Origin of the sequence: Cyanothece sp. BG0011 (genome assembly GCF_003013815.1) — a bacterium.
GTDB lineage: Bacteria > Cyanobacteriota > Cyanobacteriia > Cyanobacteriales > Microcystaceae > Crocosphaera.
The window spans coordinates 1-15,449 of record NZ_PRLH01000184.1 but is presented as its reverse complement, the minus strand read 5'-3'; the positions used below and the strand labels follow the sequence as shown (position 1 = coordinate 15,449).

The window sequence follows — 15,449 nt, the reverse complement described above, 5'->3', positions numbered from 1 at the left end:
TTGAAGAAAGACAAAAAGATAGAGAACGGACTGAACAACTACAACGTGCTGTAGAATATTTATTGAGTAAAGATAGATAAAAAGGTTATCATTTTATCATTTAGATACGCGAATAAATAAGGTAATTAAATATGAATCAAAAATTAGTTGACTCTCTAATAACTATTATTCAATCTCTTTCTGAAGAAGAACGGAAAATGTTTGAGCAAAAACTATTTTTTGATGATAATGGAATAAACACTCAAGATGTTATGAACTTAGCAGAAAAAAGTAATTCTTTTAATTTTCTTGATGATGAACCAGATATCTATACTATTGACGATGGAGAAGCTATTTAATGTCTCTTAAAAAAGGTGATATTGTTTTAGTTCCTTTTCCTTTTAGTAATTTAAGTATAAGTAAACTTCGTCCTGCTGTTGTTTTATGGGTTGATGTATCAGGAATAGATATAACTGTTTGTTTTATTTCCTCTCAAAATGTTAATATAATTAGTCCAGAAGAATTTCTAATTGATAAGAGTGATCCTGAATTTTCCAAAACAGGATTAAAAGTTACTTCTAAAGTTAGAGTTGCTAAAATAGTAACAATTCAACGTAATTTAATCAAAAGAAAACTAAGTAAATTAGAGAATAATTTCTTACAAAAGCTTGATCAATGCTTAAAAGATACATTCCAAATTTAAAATAATATATTAATTTTACTCATCTATTTGTAGTCGGTAAATAATGGTATTTGGATCAATTTGATTAATAATATTTTTAATAACCATACTCGGTCCTAAATCTCCCCAACTACACCCTTTTTCTAAATATTCTTGGGCTGCTTTACCAATAATATAAGTCCCATAGGCTGCTAACCCACCTTGCATAATAGCGGTACTTCCATAAGTCGTTAAAATAGCAGGATTTTCGATAAAACTTGATACTGCTAAAGCTGTTTTTCCTAACCCTAATATTAATCCTGTCGCAATTTCTCCTAATAATAATCCTCCGGAACTAACAAATATTTTACGCCATAATTTCCCGGCTTCATGATTGGTTATGGGTAGTCCATATAATCTTGCTAAGGAACGAATTAAGGTTAAATCTGTAATACTTCCTCCGATAATATCTAAGAAACCAATCGGGTTAACTGCAACTGCCACGGATTTATATCTAACATATTTCCAGATAATAGCTTCTGCTTCTTGTTGACGATTTTTGATGGTTTTTTTAGCAATATTTTCTTCTGCCTTTTTCGCTTTTTGCAAAGCATTTAAACATAACAAAGATTTTCCTTCGTGATTCAAAATAGTTAAAATTTTGTTTTTTAATTCATCAATTTGTGGCGGTGGTGTTTCCCATTCTTCTGCTGTTTTTCCATCGGGATATTTAACTAAAATAGGAATCGGTTGAGGAGAAGCTGCCACCCTGACAATATCTTCTGCAGCAATCAAAAATTTCTCGTCAATGTTAGAATTTCGTCCAATATTCTGTAATTGTTCATAAATCGTATTAACATCTTTTTCAGGATAGAGATCGATTTTATTAAACACTAAAATAATCGGTTTAAATGATTGTTTTAACTGTAATAAAGCCTCGTATTCAGTGCGAGTGATATCCTCAGAAATAATAAATAAAATTAAGTCAGCTTCATTGGCAATATTTCGGGCCATGATTTCCCGTTCTTTTCCGTCTATTTCATCTAATCCAGGGGTATCAATAAATTCAATTGTTACTTGACTATTGGGGGGAGTCCAACGAACCGATTGGGGCCATTTTGTTACCCCGTGAATGGGTCCACTTTCTAGAATAGTTTGACCCATTAAAGCATTAATTACAGCAGATTTTCCACGACTCACTAATCCAAAAGTCGCAATTTTAATAACATTATTTTCTATCTTTTCTAATGAAGCTTTTAACGCTTGTAAATCCGGTTTGACCGCTGCTTGTAATTCTAGATTGGGGGGATAATTCCAATGACGACGGACGCTAGTATACCAGGATAAAGCTTGTTGCAGACTAGCGCGGGTTTGTTGAATGTGGGTGTCTTGTTGAGTCAACGTTAATTAATCATTAATAGGGTTAGAGAAAAGCAATTTTTTAAGAGTTATGATACCTTAAAAATGTTCTTTATCTATATTATTTATGCGTTTATTTATTGCATTGGTTTTAGGTACTTTCTTAGGGGTAATCGGTTGGCAATCTCATCTTTTTGCAACTAATGTCACCTTACCTCCTCAAGATAACTATGTAGACTATCTGTGGGAAGTTCATCAGAATGAACAACCCCTTCCTACAGATATTTTAACGCAAGCACCGGATGAAAATGATACAGTTACCGCAGACATGGTAACTTACGGGAGGTTAGACGGAAAAGAAATTAAAGGTTATCTTGCGTCTGGGATGAACAGCGATCGCCCTTTACCGGGTATTATTGTGATCCATGAATGGTGGGGACTTAATGATAATATTAAAGCCATGACTCGTAAACTGGCAGCAGAAGGTTATACAGCGTTAGCAGTGGATATGTATGGGGGAGAATCGGCCGAAACCCCTGAAAAAGCCAGAGAATTAGTGACTGAAGCGAGAAATAATAGCGATCGCCTTCAAGATAATCTTGCTTTAGCTTACCAATATTTAGAAGAAGAAGAAAATGCCCCGAAAATAGCGTCTATTGGTTGGTGCTTTGGGGGTAGTTTATCTTTACAAACTGCTTTGTTATTCCCTGAAACCCTCGATGCTGCGGTGATTTATTATGGAGGAGACTTAGAAACCGATCCAGAGGTGTTAAAACCCTTAGAAATGCCCATTTTAGGGATTTTTGGCGAGTTAGATAATCGGCCCTCCCCTGAAACGGTTGAGGCGTTTGAAAAGGCCCTCAAGTCTCTTGACGTTGATGTTGATGTCTATATCTATCCGAATGCGGATCACGCTTTTGCTAACCCATCCGGAGAACGCTATAACCCAGTAGCGGCCATGGATGCTTGGGATAAAACAGTAGACTTTCTTTCAGAACATCTGAATTAACCATAGCCCATAAAATCCTATGGCCTGTTGCCTATCCCATACCCTCTACCCCCCCTGCCCCCCTTTTAAAGGGGGGTGTGGGGGGTGTGGGGGTGTATTGGCGAAGGTGCAAGATTTAAGCGTACAGACTCGCGACATATTCCCCGTAACCATTGTAGGGGAGTGTCTCTTTGATGTCCCAAGATAATCCGGGTCCGGTACTAATAAATTTTTCCGTTGCTTGGGACCATCGGGGATGGGGTTTAGCCGGGTTAACATTGGCTTCAAAATCGTATTCGTTGGGGTCAATGGTGTTCCAATAAGTGGCCGGTTGTTCGTTTAAAAATTCAATTTTGACAATGGATTTTGCCCCTTTAAATCCATATTTCCAAGGAATAACCATGCGTATCGGTGCGCCATGTTGTTTGGGTAAATCATGACCATAAATTCCCACCGCAAAAAAGGCTAAATCATTAGCCATTTCTTCAATTCTTAATCCTTCTTTATAAGGCCAAGGTAAATAACCCAGGTGAAAAGCTGGCCCTGTGGTAATGTCTTTATCATAAAAAGAGGTAAAACGGACATATTTAGCTTCGCTTTTAGGGTCTACTGCTTCAATTAATTTTTTCATGGGAAAGCCTACCCAAGGTAATACCATTGACCAAGCTTCAACACAGCGAAAACGATAGACTCTTTCTTCTAAAGGGAATTTCTTTTTTAAATCATCAATATCGTAGGTTTTAGGATTATTAACTAATCCTGTTACTTCAACTTTCCAGTTTTCTGTGGGTAAATTTTGGGCGTTTAACCAAATTTTTTTGGTTCCTCCAAATTCATAAAAATTGTTATATTGTCCGGCTAAAATTGCTTTAGTTATGGGCCGGTCCACTTGACTAAATTCAGGAGAGGTTTTAACCCCTGGAATTTTAGGTTGTTGTAGGGTAGCTTCTAATGCGGTTTGAGAAGCTGATTTTTGACATCCTGAAAGGGGAATTAAACTGCCGGCAATGCTGGCACTGATCATCCCTTTCAAGAGGCGACGACGGTTAAAATAAACGGTTTCGGGGGTGATTTTATTTTCAGAAATAGCCCAGGAAGGCCGAATGCGAATTAAAGACATAACTTAAAAAAATAGATTTAGGAAAAAACAAAAATATTAATCAGACAAACAACCAGATTCAGTCGCTTATATCATAGCATAGCTAAGGCTTATAAATTCAAGGCCTTTAACTGTGCTTTAGCTTTTTGTAAGGACTCAAACCATTCTTTTTCGGGATCACTGTCAGCCACAATTCCGGCACCGACTTGTCCCCAAACACTGGATAAATTCGCGGATAAGGGCGTATATAATAAGGTACGGATTAAGATGTTTAAGTCTAAATTACCTCGATAGTCCAAATAACCACAAGAACCATAGAATAAATTACGTTTAATGGGTTCTAATTCTTCAATAATTTCTAAACATCTCACTTTCGGACATCCGGTAATGGTTCCCCCAGGGAATAAGGCTTTAATGAGGTCAATGGCTGTTTTATCTTGATGCAATTTTCCTTTAATGTTACTGACTAAATGAATAACATGACTATATCTTTCGATGGTTAATAATTCATCGACTTCGACGGTTCCCCATTGACAGACTTTTCCTAAATCGTTACGCTCTAAATCCACTAACATAATATGTTCTGCCCTTTCTTTGTTATCAGAAGACAGTTCCATTAACATAGCTGTTTCTTGTTGAAAATTCTTGCCACGGGGACGGGTTCCAGCAATGGGACGAGTTTGAGCAATCTTATTATTTAAACTCACTAATCTTTCCGGGGAACAACTAATCATATCTCCCCAAGGCGATCGCCAATAACTGGCAAAGGGAGAAGGGTTAATCTGTTGTAATTTTTTATATAATCGCCAACTGGTTAATGGTGTGCTTGTTTGAAATCTTAAGGATAAATTCGATTGAAAAATATCCCCTGCTTTAATATATTTTTTTGCCTGACGCACAGCATTTTCATATTCTTTTTGATCAGTACAAAAAGATAAGTGAGAGGGAGAAGCTTTGAGAGGATAAGGAAGAGAATAGGGTTTGGTTTCTAACTTGGATTGTAACTTATCTAATCCTTGAAAACTATGACTCCCTAACCATAAGGTTTGTTCGAGATGATCTAAAATAGCAAAAGATTCCGGTGCGTACCAATAAGCAACGGGAAAAGGAAGCGGATCATGATTATAATGGGGTAACGATTCAATTTCCCAAGCCAAATCATAACCTAACCATCCTAACCAGCCTCCGCAAAAAGGAAGATGATCAGGCCCTGGTAAATTACGGTTAGTTTGGGTTAATAATGTTTGTAAAAATGGTAAGATATTTCCTAATTTAGGTGTCCATAATTGGGGTTGGTTATTAATAATTAGGGGTTCCCCGGCACAAATCGAATAACGAGATAAATAAGGATAGTCAGAGGGAGTGGGAAAGGGACTTTCTAAAAGAGTGGCAATGGTGGCATCAGAAGCATATAACCGTTCAAAAACCTCCGAACCTGTTAACTTTTTTAAGGGAAGCGATCGCCAATGCCAAGATAATAAATGAGTCATATTAAACTATAACTAAATGGTCTGGTGACTATCCTTTATCATTACTACATCAAACTATTATTATGCCTGATTCTCATCCTCATCACCATCACCCCACCTCTAACTATACCCGCGCCTTTATCATCGGGACCGTTTTAAATGTGGTCTTTGTTGTCATTGAGTTTGGGTTTGGGTTTTGGACCGGGTCCCTTTCCTTATTAGCCGATGCCGGTCATAATCTCAGTGATGTGTTTGGCCTATTAGTGGCCTGGGTGGGTAACTTTTTAGCCCAACGTCCCCCGACGCAACGCTATACCTATGGGTTACGTCGGTCTTCTATTTTGGCTGCTTTATTGAACGCTTTAACCCTATTATTGGTCATGGGAGGCATTACCTGGGAGGCCATTTCTCGATTATTTAATCCCACTCCTATTCCTGGTATTACTATTATCATAGTTGCATTGGTGGGGGTGATTATTAATACCATCACTGCCTTATTATTTATGTCCGGACGGCATCAAGATTTAAACATTCGTGGGGCATTTTTACATATGTCTGCCGATGCGTTAATTTCTTTGGGGGTGGTTTTGACCGGTGTGGCTATTCTATTAACCGGTTGGCTATGGTTTGACCCGGTGGTTAGTTTAGTCATTGTGGTTGTCATTGTGATTGGAACGTGGCAACTTCTGAAAGATTCCGTTAATTTAGCTTTAGATGCGGTTCCTGTTGACATCGAACCCCAAGCGGTTAAAACCTATTTAAAAGAACTACCTGGGGTTGATCATATTCATGATCTTCATATTTGGGCCATGAGTACCCGTGAAACAGCCTTAACAGTCCATTTAGTGATGCCCAATGGCTTTCCAGGGGATGACTTTTTAACAGAAACCTCTCAACAATTACATGATTTATTTGGCATTGAACACCCTACGTTACAAATTGAAACTGGTGATCCCAACTATCCTTGTCATCTCGCCTCAGATCACAAAGTTTAAGCAGTCAGTAGTCAGTCGGAGAAGTTATTTCTGTCACAAGGATTTATGCCTCGATCTAAACACTTTAGTTAAAATAAATTAATCCATTTTCCTGGCGGAAAAATTTCCTATGCAAATAAGTTGGCAAATGATCAAAAAATTGGGTTTAGGGGCTATTCCTATTCTCAAACTAAGAGAATCATTATTAGAAGAATCTCAACTAACACAAAATTATTTAGTGCTTAGTTTAGGATCTTGTTTATTAGCAACCTTTGGATTAATTATTAATAGTGCTGCTGTGATTATTGGGGCGATGATTATTGCTCCTTTGATGTTACCGTTACGGGGATTTGCTTTTGCTACTTTAGAAGGAGATATTGAGTTATTACGCCGTAGTTTTATCTCGGTTATTATTGCTACTTTTTTATCTATTTTTTGCTCAGGCATTGTGGGACTTATTATTTCTTTGCCAGAATTTGGGGGCGAAATTTTATCGAGAACTCAACCCACATTAATTGATTTATTAATTGCGATTGTTGCCGGGGGAATTAGTGGTTATGCCAAGATTCGTCCTTCTGTGGGAGATGCCATTCCAGGAACAGCGATCGCCGTTGCTTTAATGCCTCCTATTTGTGTTTTTGGTTTAGCTTTATCCCAAGGAGAATGGCAAATTGCTTCGGGGGCTGGCCTACTTTATTGTACTAATTTAATTGGTATTAATTTAGCTTGTATTACTATCTATTTTCTGGGAGGATATGCCAGGAGTAATGAGTTTGCTAGAACTTTATCTTGGGGAGTTTCAATTATTTTAATTGTTTTCTTAGCTGTACCATTAGGGATTAGTTTCTGGCAATTAATTAGTAAAGCAAAAATTCATGATTCTATTCAAAAGATTTTAGTGACTCGGTCTTTAGTTAATCGACCTGATATTAATGTCTTTCAAGTTCGAGTCAATTGGAATAAAAACCCCCCTGTTGTAGTGGTTAAAGCTAGGGCATCTAATCCCATTGAACCTAAAGAAGTCGAAATTGTCGAAAACCGTTTACAACGAGAATTAGAAAATCCTTATAAAGTAATTTTTGAAGTGACACCCACCAGTGTCATTGATTCATCAAATGAAGAATAAAATATTAATATCCGTAGGGGCTTAATATTATTAAGCCCAAATCATTTTTTTAGTTAATTAAATCAATTTAATGGGTGAGAACATGAGATAAGCTCATGTCTTTTTTATCATTTGAGTCAATGTTTGATATAATAAGTAAAGGATTAATCATGATTACAATCAATGTTCATAACAGATGAAAAAATACAAGAGTTTTACAACAATATTATTGACAACTTATCCCCCAATTAACAACTTTTGCTGGCTTCTTTAATTTTAAAGACTCTCAGCAAAAAAAACGTCATGATCATAGATAATAGTGATACTTGGACAGAGGAAGATCAAAATGATTTGATTTCATTTTCCCTAAATAATAGTAATGAAATCTCAACCGATAGTGAGGATATTATTTAATGTCCTATCATCCTGGCGATGTTGTCACCGTAGATTTTCCAGGGGTAAAATGATTGCTGGAATAGTTAAGAATATGAATTAAGAAATTTTTTCCCTCTAGTCTAGCCTAGGTTTTCTTGTCCCCAACCCTCGCAAATGACAGAGAATATGTCACAATGTTAATTCAACTGTCATAATGTAATGTAACGATTCATCCTAGACTATCTATGAGTACAACAAACACCAATAATAATCAAAGTGATAAACTGTTAGAAGCAATGAAGAATTTTGCTGAACAGTACGCAAAACGGACCGAAACCTATTTTTGTAGCGAACCCTCTGTAACTGCAGTAGTCATTGAAGGACTCGCTAGACATAAAGAAGAGTTAGGGGCCCCATTATGTCCTTGTCGCCATTACGAAGATAAAGAAGCAGAAGTTAAAAATACCTATTGGAACTGTCCCTGTGTTCCCATGCGTGAACGGAAAGAATGTCATTGTATGTTATTTATTACCCCAGACAATGAGTTTGCTGGGGAAGAACAAGAAATTGACATAAAGTTCATTAAAGAAGTTCGAGAAGGTATGTCAGCTTGAAGAACATCATGACATCAGAGGTATTCTTGCAAGGAATTGAGCAATTTAATCGACGGGAGTTTTATGCTTGTCATGATACCCTAGAAGCGATTTGGATCGATGCAGCCGAGTCGGATAAACGTTTTTATCAAGGTATCTTACAAGTGGCCGTCGGTTGTTATCATCTCACTAATCATAATTGGCGCGGTGCTGTTATTTTATTAGGAGAAGGGGTAAGACGACTCCGTGATTATCAACCGGATCATGAAACCGTTAATGTCACTCAATTGTTAGAAGAAAGTCGAGAATTATTAAAATATCTTCAACATATTGATCCTGATAATGTAGCCCAAGTGGCTCAAACGTTGCAAGAAGCTTCTGATGATTCTCCTTGTCAATTTCCTTTTATTATTAGGTTATGAACTTTTTTTGATGGACTTTGCATCTAAAAAATAATCCCAAAATAATTATGCCTACAGAAATCCAGAAAGATACAGTGATTTTTGTCTGTCAACTTCTTTCTACACTTTATCAACCTATTTGGTTATTTCGTTACAATAGTAGGCAAAATTATATTTTCATCATAGCAGGACAGCAAGAAGGTTTAGAAATTATAATTTTCCCTGATGGACATTGGGAGTTTAACCAAGATGACGAAACCTGATTTTAAACAAATGACCCGTAAAGAACTCAAAAAATACATCTTATCTCATCCTACAGATGATGAAGCAATAGAAGAGTTTATTGTTAATCATCGTGGTACAAATACAGTGGTTTTACCTCCTCCCTCTACTATGTCTTATGAACAAGTAGAAGCAATTTTCAAGGAAAAAATAGACCTTTCTCAATCAGAAAAACTAGATTAATTAGTTATCAAATTTCTTTTTGTCCCCATTGTTTAAGATATTTTAAGACTTTTGGGGATTCGCTGATAATATCATACCCACCAGACTTTCTGAATTGAGGATAACATATTTTTCCTCATTTTTTTCATAGGGATAGCCCACTCCATTTTTTGAACGAAAGGGCTTAATATTTTAAGCCCCTACCACTGGTCAAAACATTAGATTCCTAACCGTTGATAAATGGTGTCTAAATTTTGTAAATGATGCTGAGGATCGAAACATTTTTCGATCTCTTGAGGGGAAAGATATTGGGTCACCTGGGCATCTTGACACACTAACTGATGAAAATCACCATCCTCTTTATTCCAAGCTTCATGGGCGCATTTCTGCACCACCTTATAAGCGTCTTCTCGACTCATACCTTTTTCGACTAAAGTCAATAGAACCCTTTGACTAAAAATAACCCCACCATACACATTCATGTTGCGTTTCATGTTGTCGGGATACACTAATAAATTTTTGACTAAATTAGTAATTTCTTTCAACATAAAATGGGTCAAAATACAGGTATCCGGTAACATCACCCGTTCTACCGAACTATGGGAAATGTCCCGTTCATGCCATAAAGCCACATTTTCTAAGGCCGCTACGGTATAACTTCTAATAATACGGGCAATCCCCGTTAACCGTTCCGAACGAATGGGGTTCCGTTTGTGAGGCATAGCGGAAGACCCTTTTTGCCCTTTAGAAAAGAATTCTTCTACTTCTAACACATCGGTGCGTTGTAAGTTTCTAATTTCAACAGCAAACCGTTCGACAGAAGAGGCTAATAAAGCCAATTGTTGCACAAAATCGGCATGGCGATCGCGGGATATCACCTGAGTCGAAGCCGTATCCGGTTCTAAGCCCAAATACTGACAGGACAAAGCTTCTACCCTAGGGTCAACATTGGCGTAAGTGCCTACGGCCCCGGATATTTTACCCACACTAATGGTACTACGTAGGTTAACTAATCGTTCTCGGTTGCGTAACACTTCAGCCAACCACCCGGCCAACTTAAAGCCGAAGGTAATAGGTTCAGCGTGGATACCATGCGATCGCCCCACCATGACCGTGTTACGATGCTGTTGCGCTTGATAACGTAAGGCTTGGATCAAATCTTCGAGACGTTCTAAAATCAAGTCTAAACTAGCCACCAATTGCAACGCCAAAGCGGTATCAAGCACATCGGAACTGGTTAACCCTAAATGGATGTAACGGCCAGCATCTCCTACATATTCGTTAACATTGGTTAGAAAGGCAATGACATCATGACGCACTTCTGCTTCAATTTCTAGGACCCGTTGCGGATCAAAATTCGCTTTTTCCTTAATCTCTATTACGGCTTCTTTAGGAATATAACCTAATTCTGCTTGGGCTTCACAAACTGCGATTTCCACTTGTAACCAAGTTTTCAGCTTATAGCTATCTGTCCACAGTTGGCCCATTTCTGGCAAGGTATAACGTTCAATCACTGCCATTTATCCCTGATACAACAAGACATCCTATCACATTAATGTTTTTTTCTGAGTTCATGATGGACGCTTGTCTGGATAAACGTGGATAATGAACAAGGGTAGAGAGTTTTGTTTTAGAATAATCATGACCTACCTGTTAGGTAGCAACGAAAAAGGGGAACTCTAAAGATTGATATTGAAGTTTTAAGGGAAAAAAGATGAGCAAAAGTATTATCCAGAAAGTGTTACCGGCTTTCTTATTCACTGCAATCGTACCGATAACCCTAATACAACAATCAGTTTCAGCCGGGGAAGCTTTGTGTGTGATTAAAGGGGCTGATAACGAGATTTTGTTTCGAGATCAATGTATTTTTGAGCAATTTGGGGGAAATGGCAGTTTCTCCATTTGGGCTAAGTCTGGACTGATAGCAGAGAGAGAGTCTATCAGTGTGTCTATTGTTCAGCCAGGAATTGCTGAAGTGAGAGGGTTGACGACGGCCGGAATTAACTCTCGATGGGGTGAAGCAAGAAGATCCAAGTCTGATCAAGCTTGTTGGGTTGGAAACGATTTTACCATCTGTGCCTATTGATCATTATTTTAAGAATTAGAATCAAGTCTTTGAGAAATTTTATTAATGCCCCAACTGAGAATGGCACCTAAAAAGAGAATACCAATGGCAGGATTAAATAAGGGTTGCCAGAGTTGATACCATAAATCAAAACCCAAGGGAACTCCCACAGAACGACCAATAACGGCCGCCATAAACCAAAAAAATCCTAGAAAGATTAAAAACACATCCGCCACTAATAAGCGGTTCAACCAAGTTACAATTGTTTCTTTCATTATCTTGTTTATTATTCTCTCTCACTTTAGTATCCAGCAAATTCTGGATAATCACAACCTTAACCACAAATATTAATACAACAGGTTTAAAATAGGACTTAGATAAATTCGCTACCAAATTCTTTTATATTTACCCATCATGCAAACTCTCCAAACACCTCAAACCCCTGTCGTATCTGAATTTGATACCACTATTCATCGTCGTCAAACCCGTCCGGTTAAAGTGGGAGATATCACCATTGGCGGTGGTTTTCCCGTTGTTGTCCAGTCCATGATTAATGAGGATACCCTCGATATTGAAGGGTCTGTGTCTGCTATTCGTCGTTTACATGAAATGGGTTGTGAAATTGTTCGGGTAACGGTTCCGAGTATGGCCCATGCCAAAGCGTTAGCCACCATTAAAGAGAAATTAGCCCAAGTGTATCAACCGGTTCCTTTGGTGGCCGATGTGCATCACAACGGTTTAAAAATTGCCCTAGAAGTGGCCAAGCACGTGGATAAAGTGCGGATTAACCCAGGATTATACGTCTTTGAAAAACCCAGTCCCACCCGTAGCGAATACACTCAAGCAGAATTTGAAGAGATTGGGGAGAAAATTCGCCAAACCCTAGAACCCTTAGTGATTTCACTACGAGATCAAGGAAAAGCCATGAGAATTGGGGTGAATCATGGTTCTTTAGCGGAAAGAATGTTATTTACCTATGGAGATACCCCAGAGGGAATGGTAGAATCGGCCTTAGAATTCATCCGTATTTGTGAGTCTCTAGATTTCTATAATTTAGTCATTTCCCTCAAAGCATCTCGTGTTCCTGTGATGTTAGCGGCCTATCGTTTGATGGTCAAACGCATGGATGAATTAGGAATGGACTATCCCCTACATTTAGGGGTCACAGAAGCAGGAGACGGAGAATATGGTCGCATTAAATCAACGGCCGGAATAGGAACCCTGTTAGCAGAAGGAATCGGAGATACGATTCGTGTTTCTCTAACTGAGGCCCCAGAAAAAGAAATCCCGGTGTGTTATAGCATTCTCCAAGCGTTGGGCCTACGTAAAACGATGGTGGAATACGTCGCTTGTCCTTCCTGTGGCCGTACCCTATTTAACCTTGAGGAAGTCTTACACAAAGTACGAGAAGCTACCAAACATCTGACGGGGTTAGATATTGCTGTCATGGGATGTATTGTTAATGGACCAGGGGAAATGGCCGATGCTGACTACGGTTATGTGGGTAAACAAGCGGGTTACATTTCTTTATATCGGGGGCGAGAAGAAATTAAAAAGGTTCCTGAAGACCAAGGGGTAACAGAGTTAATTAATTTAATTAAAGCAGATGACCGTTGGATTGACCCTTAATTAGTCGTCAGTGATCAGTTTTTCACAATCTATCAATATAAGGTAACAAGTTGATCAATAAACTTCATATCTTGTTATCTTTGACCCCAAGAAATCAGGAAAAAATCTTAAGATTGTCCCATTTTGGGCAATTTTTTTTTGTCATCTGCTCACAAAAATCAAAAAAATCTAAACAGAGAGGGAAATGTTAATGAATCGTACAAAAAACTTAATAAACATTTGTAGCAGATTTTAAAAGAAAATAAATCAACTTTACTAAATTTAAGCAGTTTGTAAATTTAATCAATATTAAAGTCAAGAAATAAAATTGAAGGGTTAAGCTTTGTTGATTTTTTTATATATAGTTATTTATTTTCTAAAAAATGCAAACCAATATCTTATTTTATGATTATTTTTTACATTAAAAATACAATTCAATTTTTTAATTTTTGGGAAAGAATTGAATCAAAAAACTATTGATAGCATTGGCTTAGTAGAGTGATTTTTTATCAAATAATTGTATGGGTATTTGTCAACAAAAATACTTAACTAACCTATCTTTAGGTATTGTTTTCTCTTTAACCGGTGCTGTTAGTGCTAAAGCCGCTACGGTTTCTTATGAACCAGTTTTTAATGCAATGAATAATCCCTCGTCACCGGTTGTCAACTTTTTGGGTGATTACACATTGGGTTATCAGTTTTCAGTTGATCCGGCTGGCAATGATAATAATTTAGAAATGACAGCTTTTGGAGTTTTTGCGTCTCGAGATAATCTTTTTGTACCAGATAATCCCGACGATTATTTTTTCTTACCGAACGAACAAGGTTTTTTTACTGTTCCAGAAAACATTCATGAAATAGGACTTTGGGAAGTGAACGACATGGGGGAACCTTTGAACCTTGATTCAAATAATGTACCTATACCCCTCAGAAGAATTACCATTGATCCTAATGATCCTGAAAACCCTGGTAATCCTAATCCCCTCCTAGGTTATATTGATGGTTTCGCTTATTTAGCCCTGGATGATCCTGATGATCCTGTGACTCCCGATAACGAACTAGATGACATCTTGACTTTAGAGCCTAATATCGAACGATTCTTTCGCTTAGGAGTATCTTACAGTGATGGCTCAGATCAAGCCTGGATCAATGATGCCAGTGCGGGTCCTCTATTTGGTGAGGTGATTGTTCCCAATGAAAATCTTGACGGCGTTCCGAATGAAGGGGCAGACGTTGATCCGATGTTGACGTTGCAACCGAATCTTGTCGGTAGTGGTCACCCTCAAGGTTACTATAGTTCTGATCCTTTCTCCTTCCCAGATCAAGACGTAATGCTTAGTTTCGCTCCTGGCAATACACCCTTTTTTGTTGCTGGTAATATTCTCTTTGGGCCGTTACCTCCAAGCTTTCCTATCAGTGGCACAACCACTGGTGGGACGACAACTGGTGGCACAACTACTGGTGGCACAACAACCGGTGGCACAACCACTGGTGGCACAACCACTGGTGGCACAACCACTGGTGGCACAACCACTGGTGGCACAACCACTGGTGGCACAACCACTGGTGGCACAACCACTGGTGGCACTCCTACCATTCCTGAACCTAGTCTAATTCATGGCTTATTAGCCATAACATTAGGGGGTATATTCACTCGTTACAAACAAGGAAAAATGAAAAGATAGAACGCACTCAGTAGGGGTTTAGCAATGCTAAACCCATCTGCAAAAATAGAGAATCCTGATTTTACAATAATTGATCCCGTTCCGTAATGGCCATCCCATGAGCCGGAAACTCCTCGTAATGAGCTAAAGTTTGGCTGGTTTCTTTAACGCGATCAAACCCTTGGGCGGTTAAATAAGCAATGGTTGATCGCTTGAGAAAATCGTACACAGAGACGGCAGAATAGGAACGGGCAAACCCACCAGTGGGCAAAACGGCGTTAACCCCGATCGCATAGGTAGCAGCAGAAGAAGGGGTATATTTTCCCAGTAAAATCTCCCCTGCATTTTTAATTTCTCCCACCAACCGCAACGGATCGTCTACTAACACCTCTAAATGTTCCGGGGCGTAGTCGTTCACAAAATTAATGGATTCTTCTAAGCTAGAAGTCAGAATAATTCCCCCATAAGCATCTAACCCGGCTTGACAAAATTCTCTGCGCCACTGGGGAAGTTTGTCTAAATATTCATCGGCAAACTGACTGGCTTTTTCGGCAACCGCTTCGCTATGGGTGACTAATAAAGCTGCTGAGTCAGGCCCGTGTTCAGCTTCTATTAATAAGTCGAGGGCTGCCAGTTGGGGATCGGTGGTTTCGTCAGCTAAAACA

At 38.4% G+C, this 15,449-nt stretch carries 18 protein-coding genes; 12 read left to right on the top strand and 6 right to left on the bottom strand.

The features are described 5' to 3' along the window. Positions 1 to 131 precede the first annotated feature (131 nt). Positions 132 to 338, top strand: a complete 207-nt coding sequence (locus C4E06_RS22455; protein ID WP_107670614.1) for a hypothetical protein — start codon at positions 132 to 134, stop codon at positions 336 to 338. After that, positions 338 to 682, top strand: a complete 345-nt coding sequence (locus C4E06_RS22450; protein ID WP_107670613.1) for a type II toxin-antitoxin system PemK/MazF family toxin — start codon at positions 338 to 340, stop codon at positions 680 to 682. Before C4E06_RS22455 ends, C4E06_RS22450 begins: the two co-directional genes overlap by 1 nt. A gap of 15 nt (positions 683 to 697) precedes the next feature. Here C4E06_RS22450 and C4E06_RS22445 read toward each other — a convergent pair whose 3' ends face one another. Then, positions 698 to 2,041 carry a GTP-binding protein gene (locus C4E06_RS22445; RefSeq protein WP_107670612.1) on the bottom strand — a complete coding sequence of 448 codons (1,344 nt, stop codon included), beginning with the start codon at positions 2,039 to 2,041 and terminating at the stop codon, positions 698 to 700. Between the two features lie 85 nt (positions 2,042 to 2,126). On the opposite strand from C4E06_RS22445, the gene C4E06_RS22440 reads away from it, so the two are divergent. Then, positions 2,127 to 3,008: a dienelactone hydrolase family protein gene (locus tag C4E06_RS22440; RefSeq protein ID WP_107670611.1), complete on the top strand. Its 882-nt coding sequence runs from the start codon at positions 2,127 to 2,129 to the stop codon at positions 3,006 to 3,008. A 115-nt stretch (positions 3,009 to 3,123) separates the two neighbouring features. Here the strand turns inward: C4E06_RS22440 and msrP are convergent, their stop codons facing one another. After that, positions 3,124 to 4,107: a protein-methionine-sulfoxide reductase catalytic subunit MsrP gene (msrP, locus tag C4E06_RS22435; RefSeq protein ID WP_107670610.1), complete on the bottom strand. Its 984-nt coding sequence runs from the start codon at positions 4,105 to 4,107 to the stop codon at positions 3,124 to 3,126. An 89-nt stretch (positions 4,108 to 4,196) separates the two neighbouring features. Beyond that, positions 4,197 to 5,576 (bottom strand): anthranilate synthase component I, encoded by a 1,380-nt coding sequence (locus C4E06_RS22430; protein ID WP_107670609.1) that lies wholly within the window; start codon positions 5,574 to 5,576, stop codon positions 4,197 to 4,199. 62 nt (positions 5,577 to 5,638) lie between these two features. Here C4E06_RS22430 and C4E06_RS22425 point away from each other — a divergent pair, with 62 nt between their 5' ends. The 6 genes from C4E06_RS22425 to C4E06_RS22395 all read left to right on the top strand — a co-directional run bounded on the left by C4E06_RS22425 (position 5,639) and on the right by C4E06_RS22395 (position 9,468). Beyond that, positions 5,639 to 6,550 (top strand): cation diffusion facilitator family transporter, encoded by a 912-nt coding sequence (locus C4E06_RS22425; protein WP_107670608.1) that lies wholly within the window; start codon positions 5,639 to 5,641, stop codon positions 6,548 to 6,550. A gap of 109 nt (positions 6,551 to 6,659) precedes the next feature. Next, a complete protein-coding gene (locus C4E06_RS22420) occupies positions 6,660 to 7,655 on the top strand; it encodes a TIGR00341 family protein (protein ID WP_107670607.1) in 996 nt (331 codons plus the stop codon). 599 nt (positions 7,656 to 8,254) lie between these two features. After that, on the top strand, positions 8,255 to 8,623 hold the full coding sequence (locus C4E06_RS22410) for a ferredoxin-thioredoxin reductase catalytic domain-containing protein (RefSeq protein WP_107670606.1): 369 nt from the start codon (positions 8,255 to 8,257) through the stop codon (positions 8,621 to 8,623). Between the two features lie 8 nt (positions 8,624 to 8,631). Continuing rightward, complete coding sequence (locus C4E06_RS22405) at positions 8,632 to 9,024, top strand: DUF309 domain-containing protein (RefSeq protein WP_107670605.1); 393 nt, start codon at positions 8,632 to 8,634, stop codon at positions 9,022 to 9,024. A 47-nt stretch (positions 9,025 to 9,071) separates the two neighbouring features. Next, positions 9,072 to 9,266, top strand: coding sequence for a hypothetical protein (locus C4E06_RS22400; protein ID WP_107670604.1), 195 nt, complete (start codon positions 9,072 to 9,074; stop codon positions 9,264 to 9,266). Then, the gene (locus C4E06_RS22395) at positions 9,253 to 9,468 is read left to right on the top strand and encodes a hypothetical protein (protein ID WP_107670603.1); all 216 of its coding nucleotides are present in this window, start codon (positions 9,253 to 9,255) and stop codon (positions 9,466 to 9,468) included. The genes C4E06_RS22400 and C4E06_RS22395 overlap by 14 nt, the downstream gene beginning before the upstream one ends. Positions 9,469 to 9,665: 197 nt before the next feature. Here C4E06_RS22395 and purB read toward each other — a convergent pair whose 3' ends face one another. Then, positions 9,666 to 10,961, bottom strand: coding sequence for an adenylosuccinate lyase (gene purB / locus C4E06_RS22390; protein WP_107670658.1), 1,296 nt, complete (start codon positions 10,959 to 10,961; stop codon positions 9,666 to 9,668). Positions 10,962 to 11,161: 200 nt separating this feature from the next. Between purB and C4E06_RS22385 the strand changes: the two genes are divergently transcribed. Next, positions 11,162 to 11,533, top strand: a complete 372-nt coding sequence (locus tag C4E06_RS22385) for a hypothetical protein (protein WP_107670602.1) — start codon at positions 11,162 to 11,164, stop codon at positions 11,531 to 11,533. Positions 11,534 to 11,541: 8 nt separating this feature from the next. Here the strand turns inward: C4E06_RS22385 and C4E06_RS22380 are convergent, their stop codons facing one another. After that, positions 11,542 to 11,787, bottom strand: coding sequence for a hypothetical protein (locus tag C4E06_RS22380; RefSeq protein WP_107670601.1), 246 nt, complete (start codon positions 11,785 to 11,787; stop codon positions 11,542 to 11,544). Positions 11,788 to 11,926: 139 nt separating this feature from the next. On the opposite strand from C4E06_RS22380, the gene ispG reads away from it, so the two are divergent. Together ispG and C4E06_RS22370 are read left to right on the top strand one after the other, a co-directional pair. After that, positions 11,927 to 13,141: a (E)-4-hydroxy-3-methylbut-2-enyl-diphosphate synthase gene (ispG, locus tag C4E06_RS22375; protein WP_107670600.1), complete on the top strand. Its 1,215-nt coding sequence runs from the start codon at positions 11,927 to 11,929 to the stop codon at positions 13,139 to 13,141. 500 nt (positions 13,142 to 13,641) lie between these two features. Then, the gene (locus C4E06_RS22370) at positions 13,642 to 14,805 is read left to right on the top strand and encodes a histidinol dehydrogenase (protein WP_107670599.1); all 1,164 of its coding nucleotides are present in this window, start codon (positions 13,642 to 13,644) and stop codon (positions 14,803 to 14,805) included. 61 nt (positions 14,806 to 14,866) lie between these two features. Here the strand turns inward: C4E06_RS22370 and C4E06_RS22365 are convergent. Beyond that, positions 14,867 to 15,449, bottom strand: a 583-nt coding sequence (locus C4E06_RS22365; protein ID WP_198648954.1) for a histidinol dehydrogenase, incomplete at its 5' end; no start/stop codon positions are given.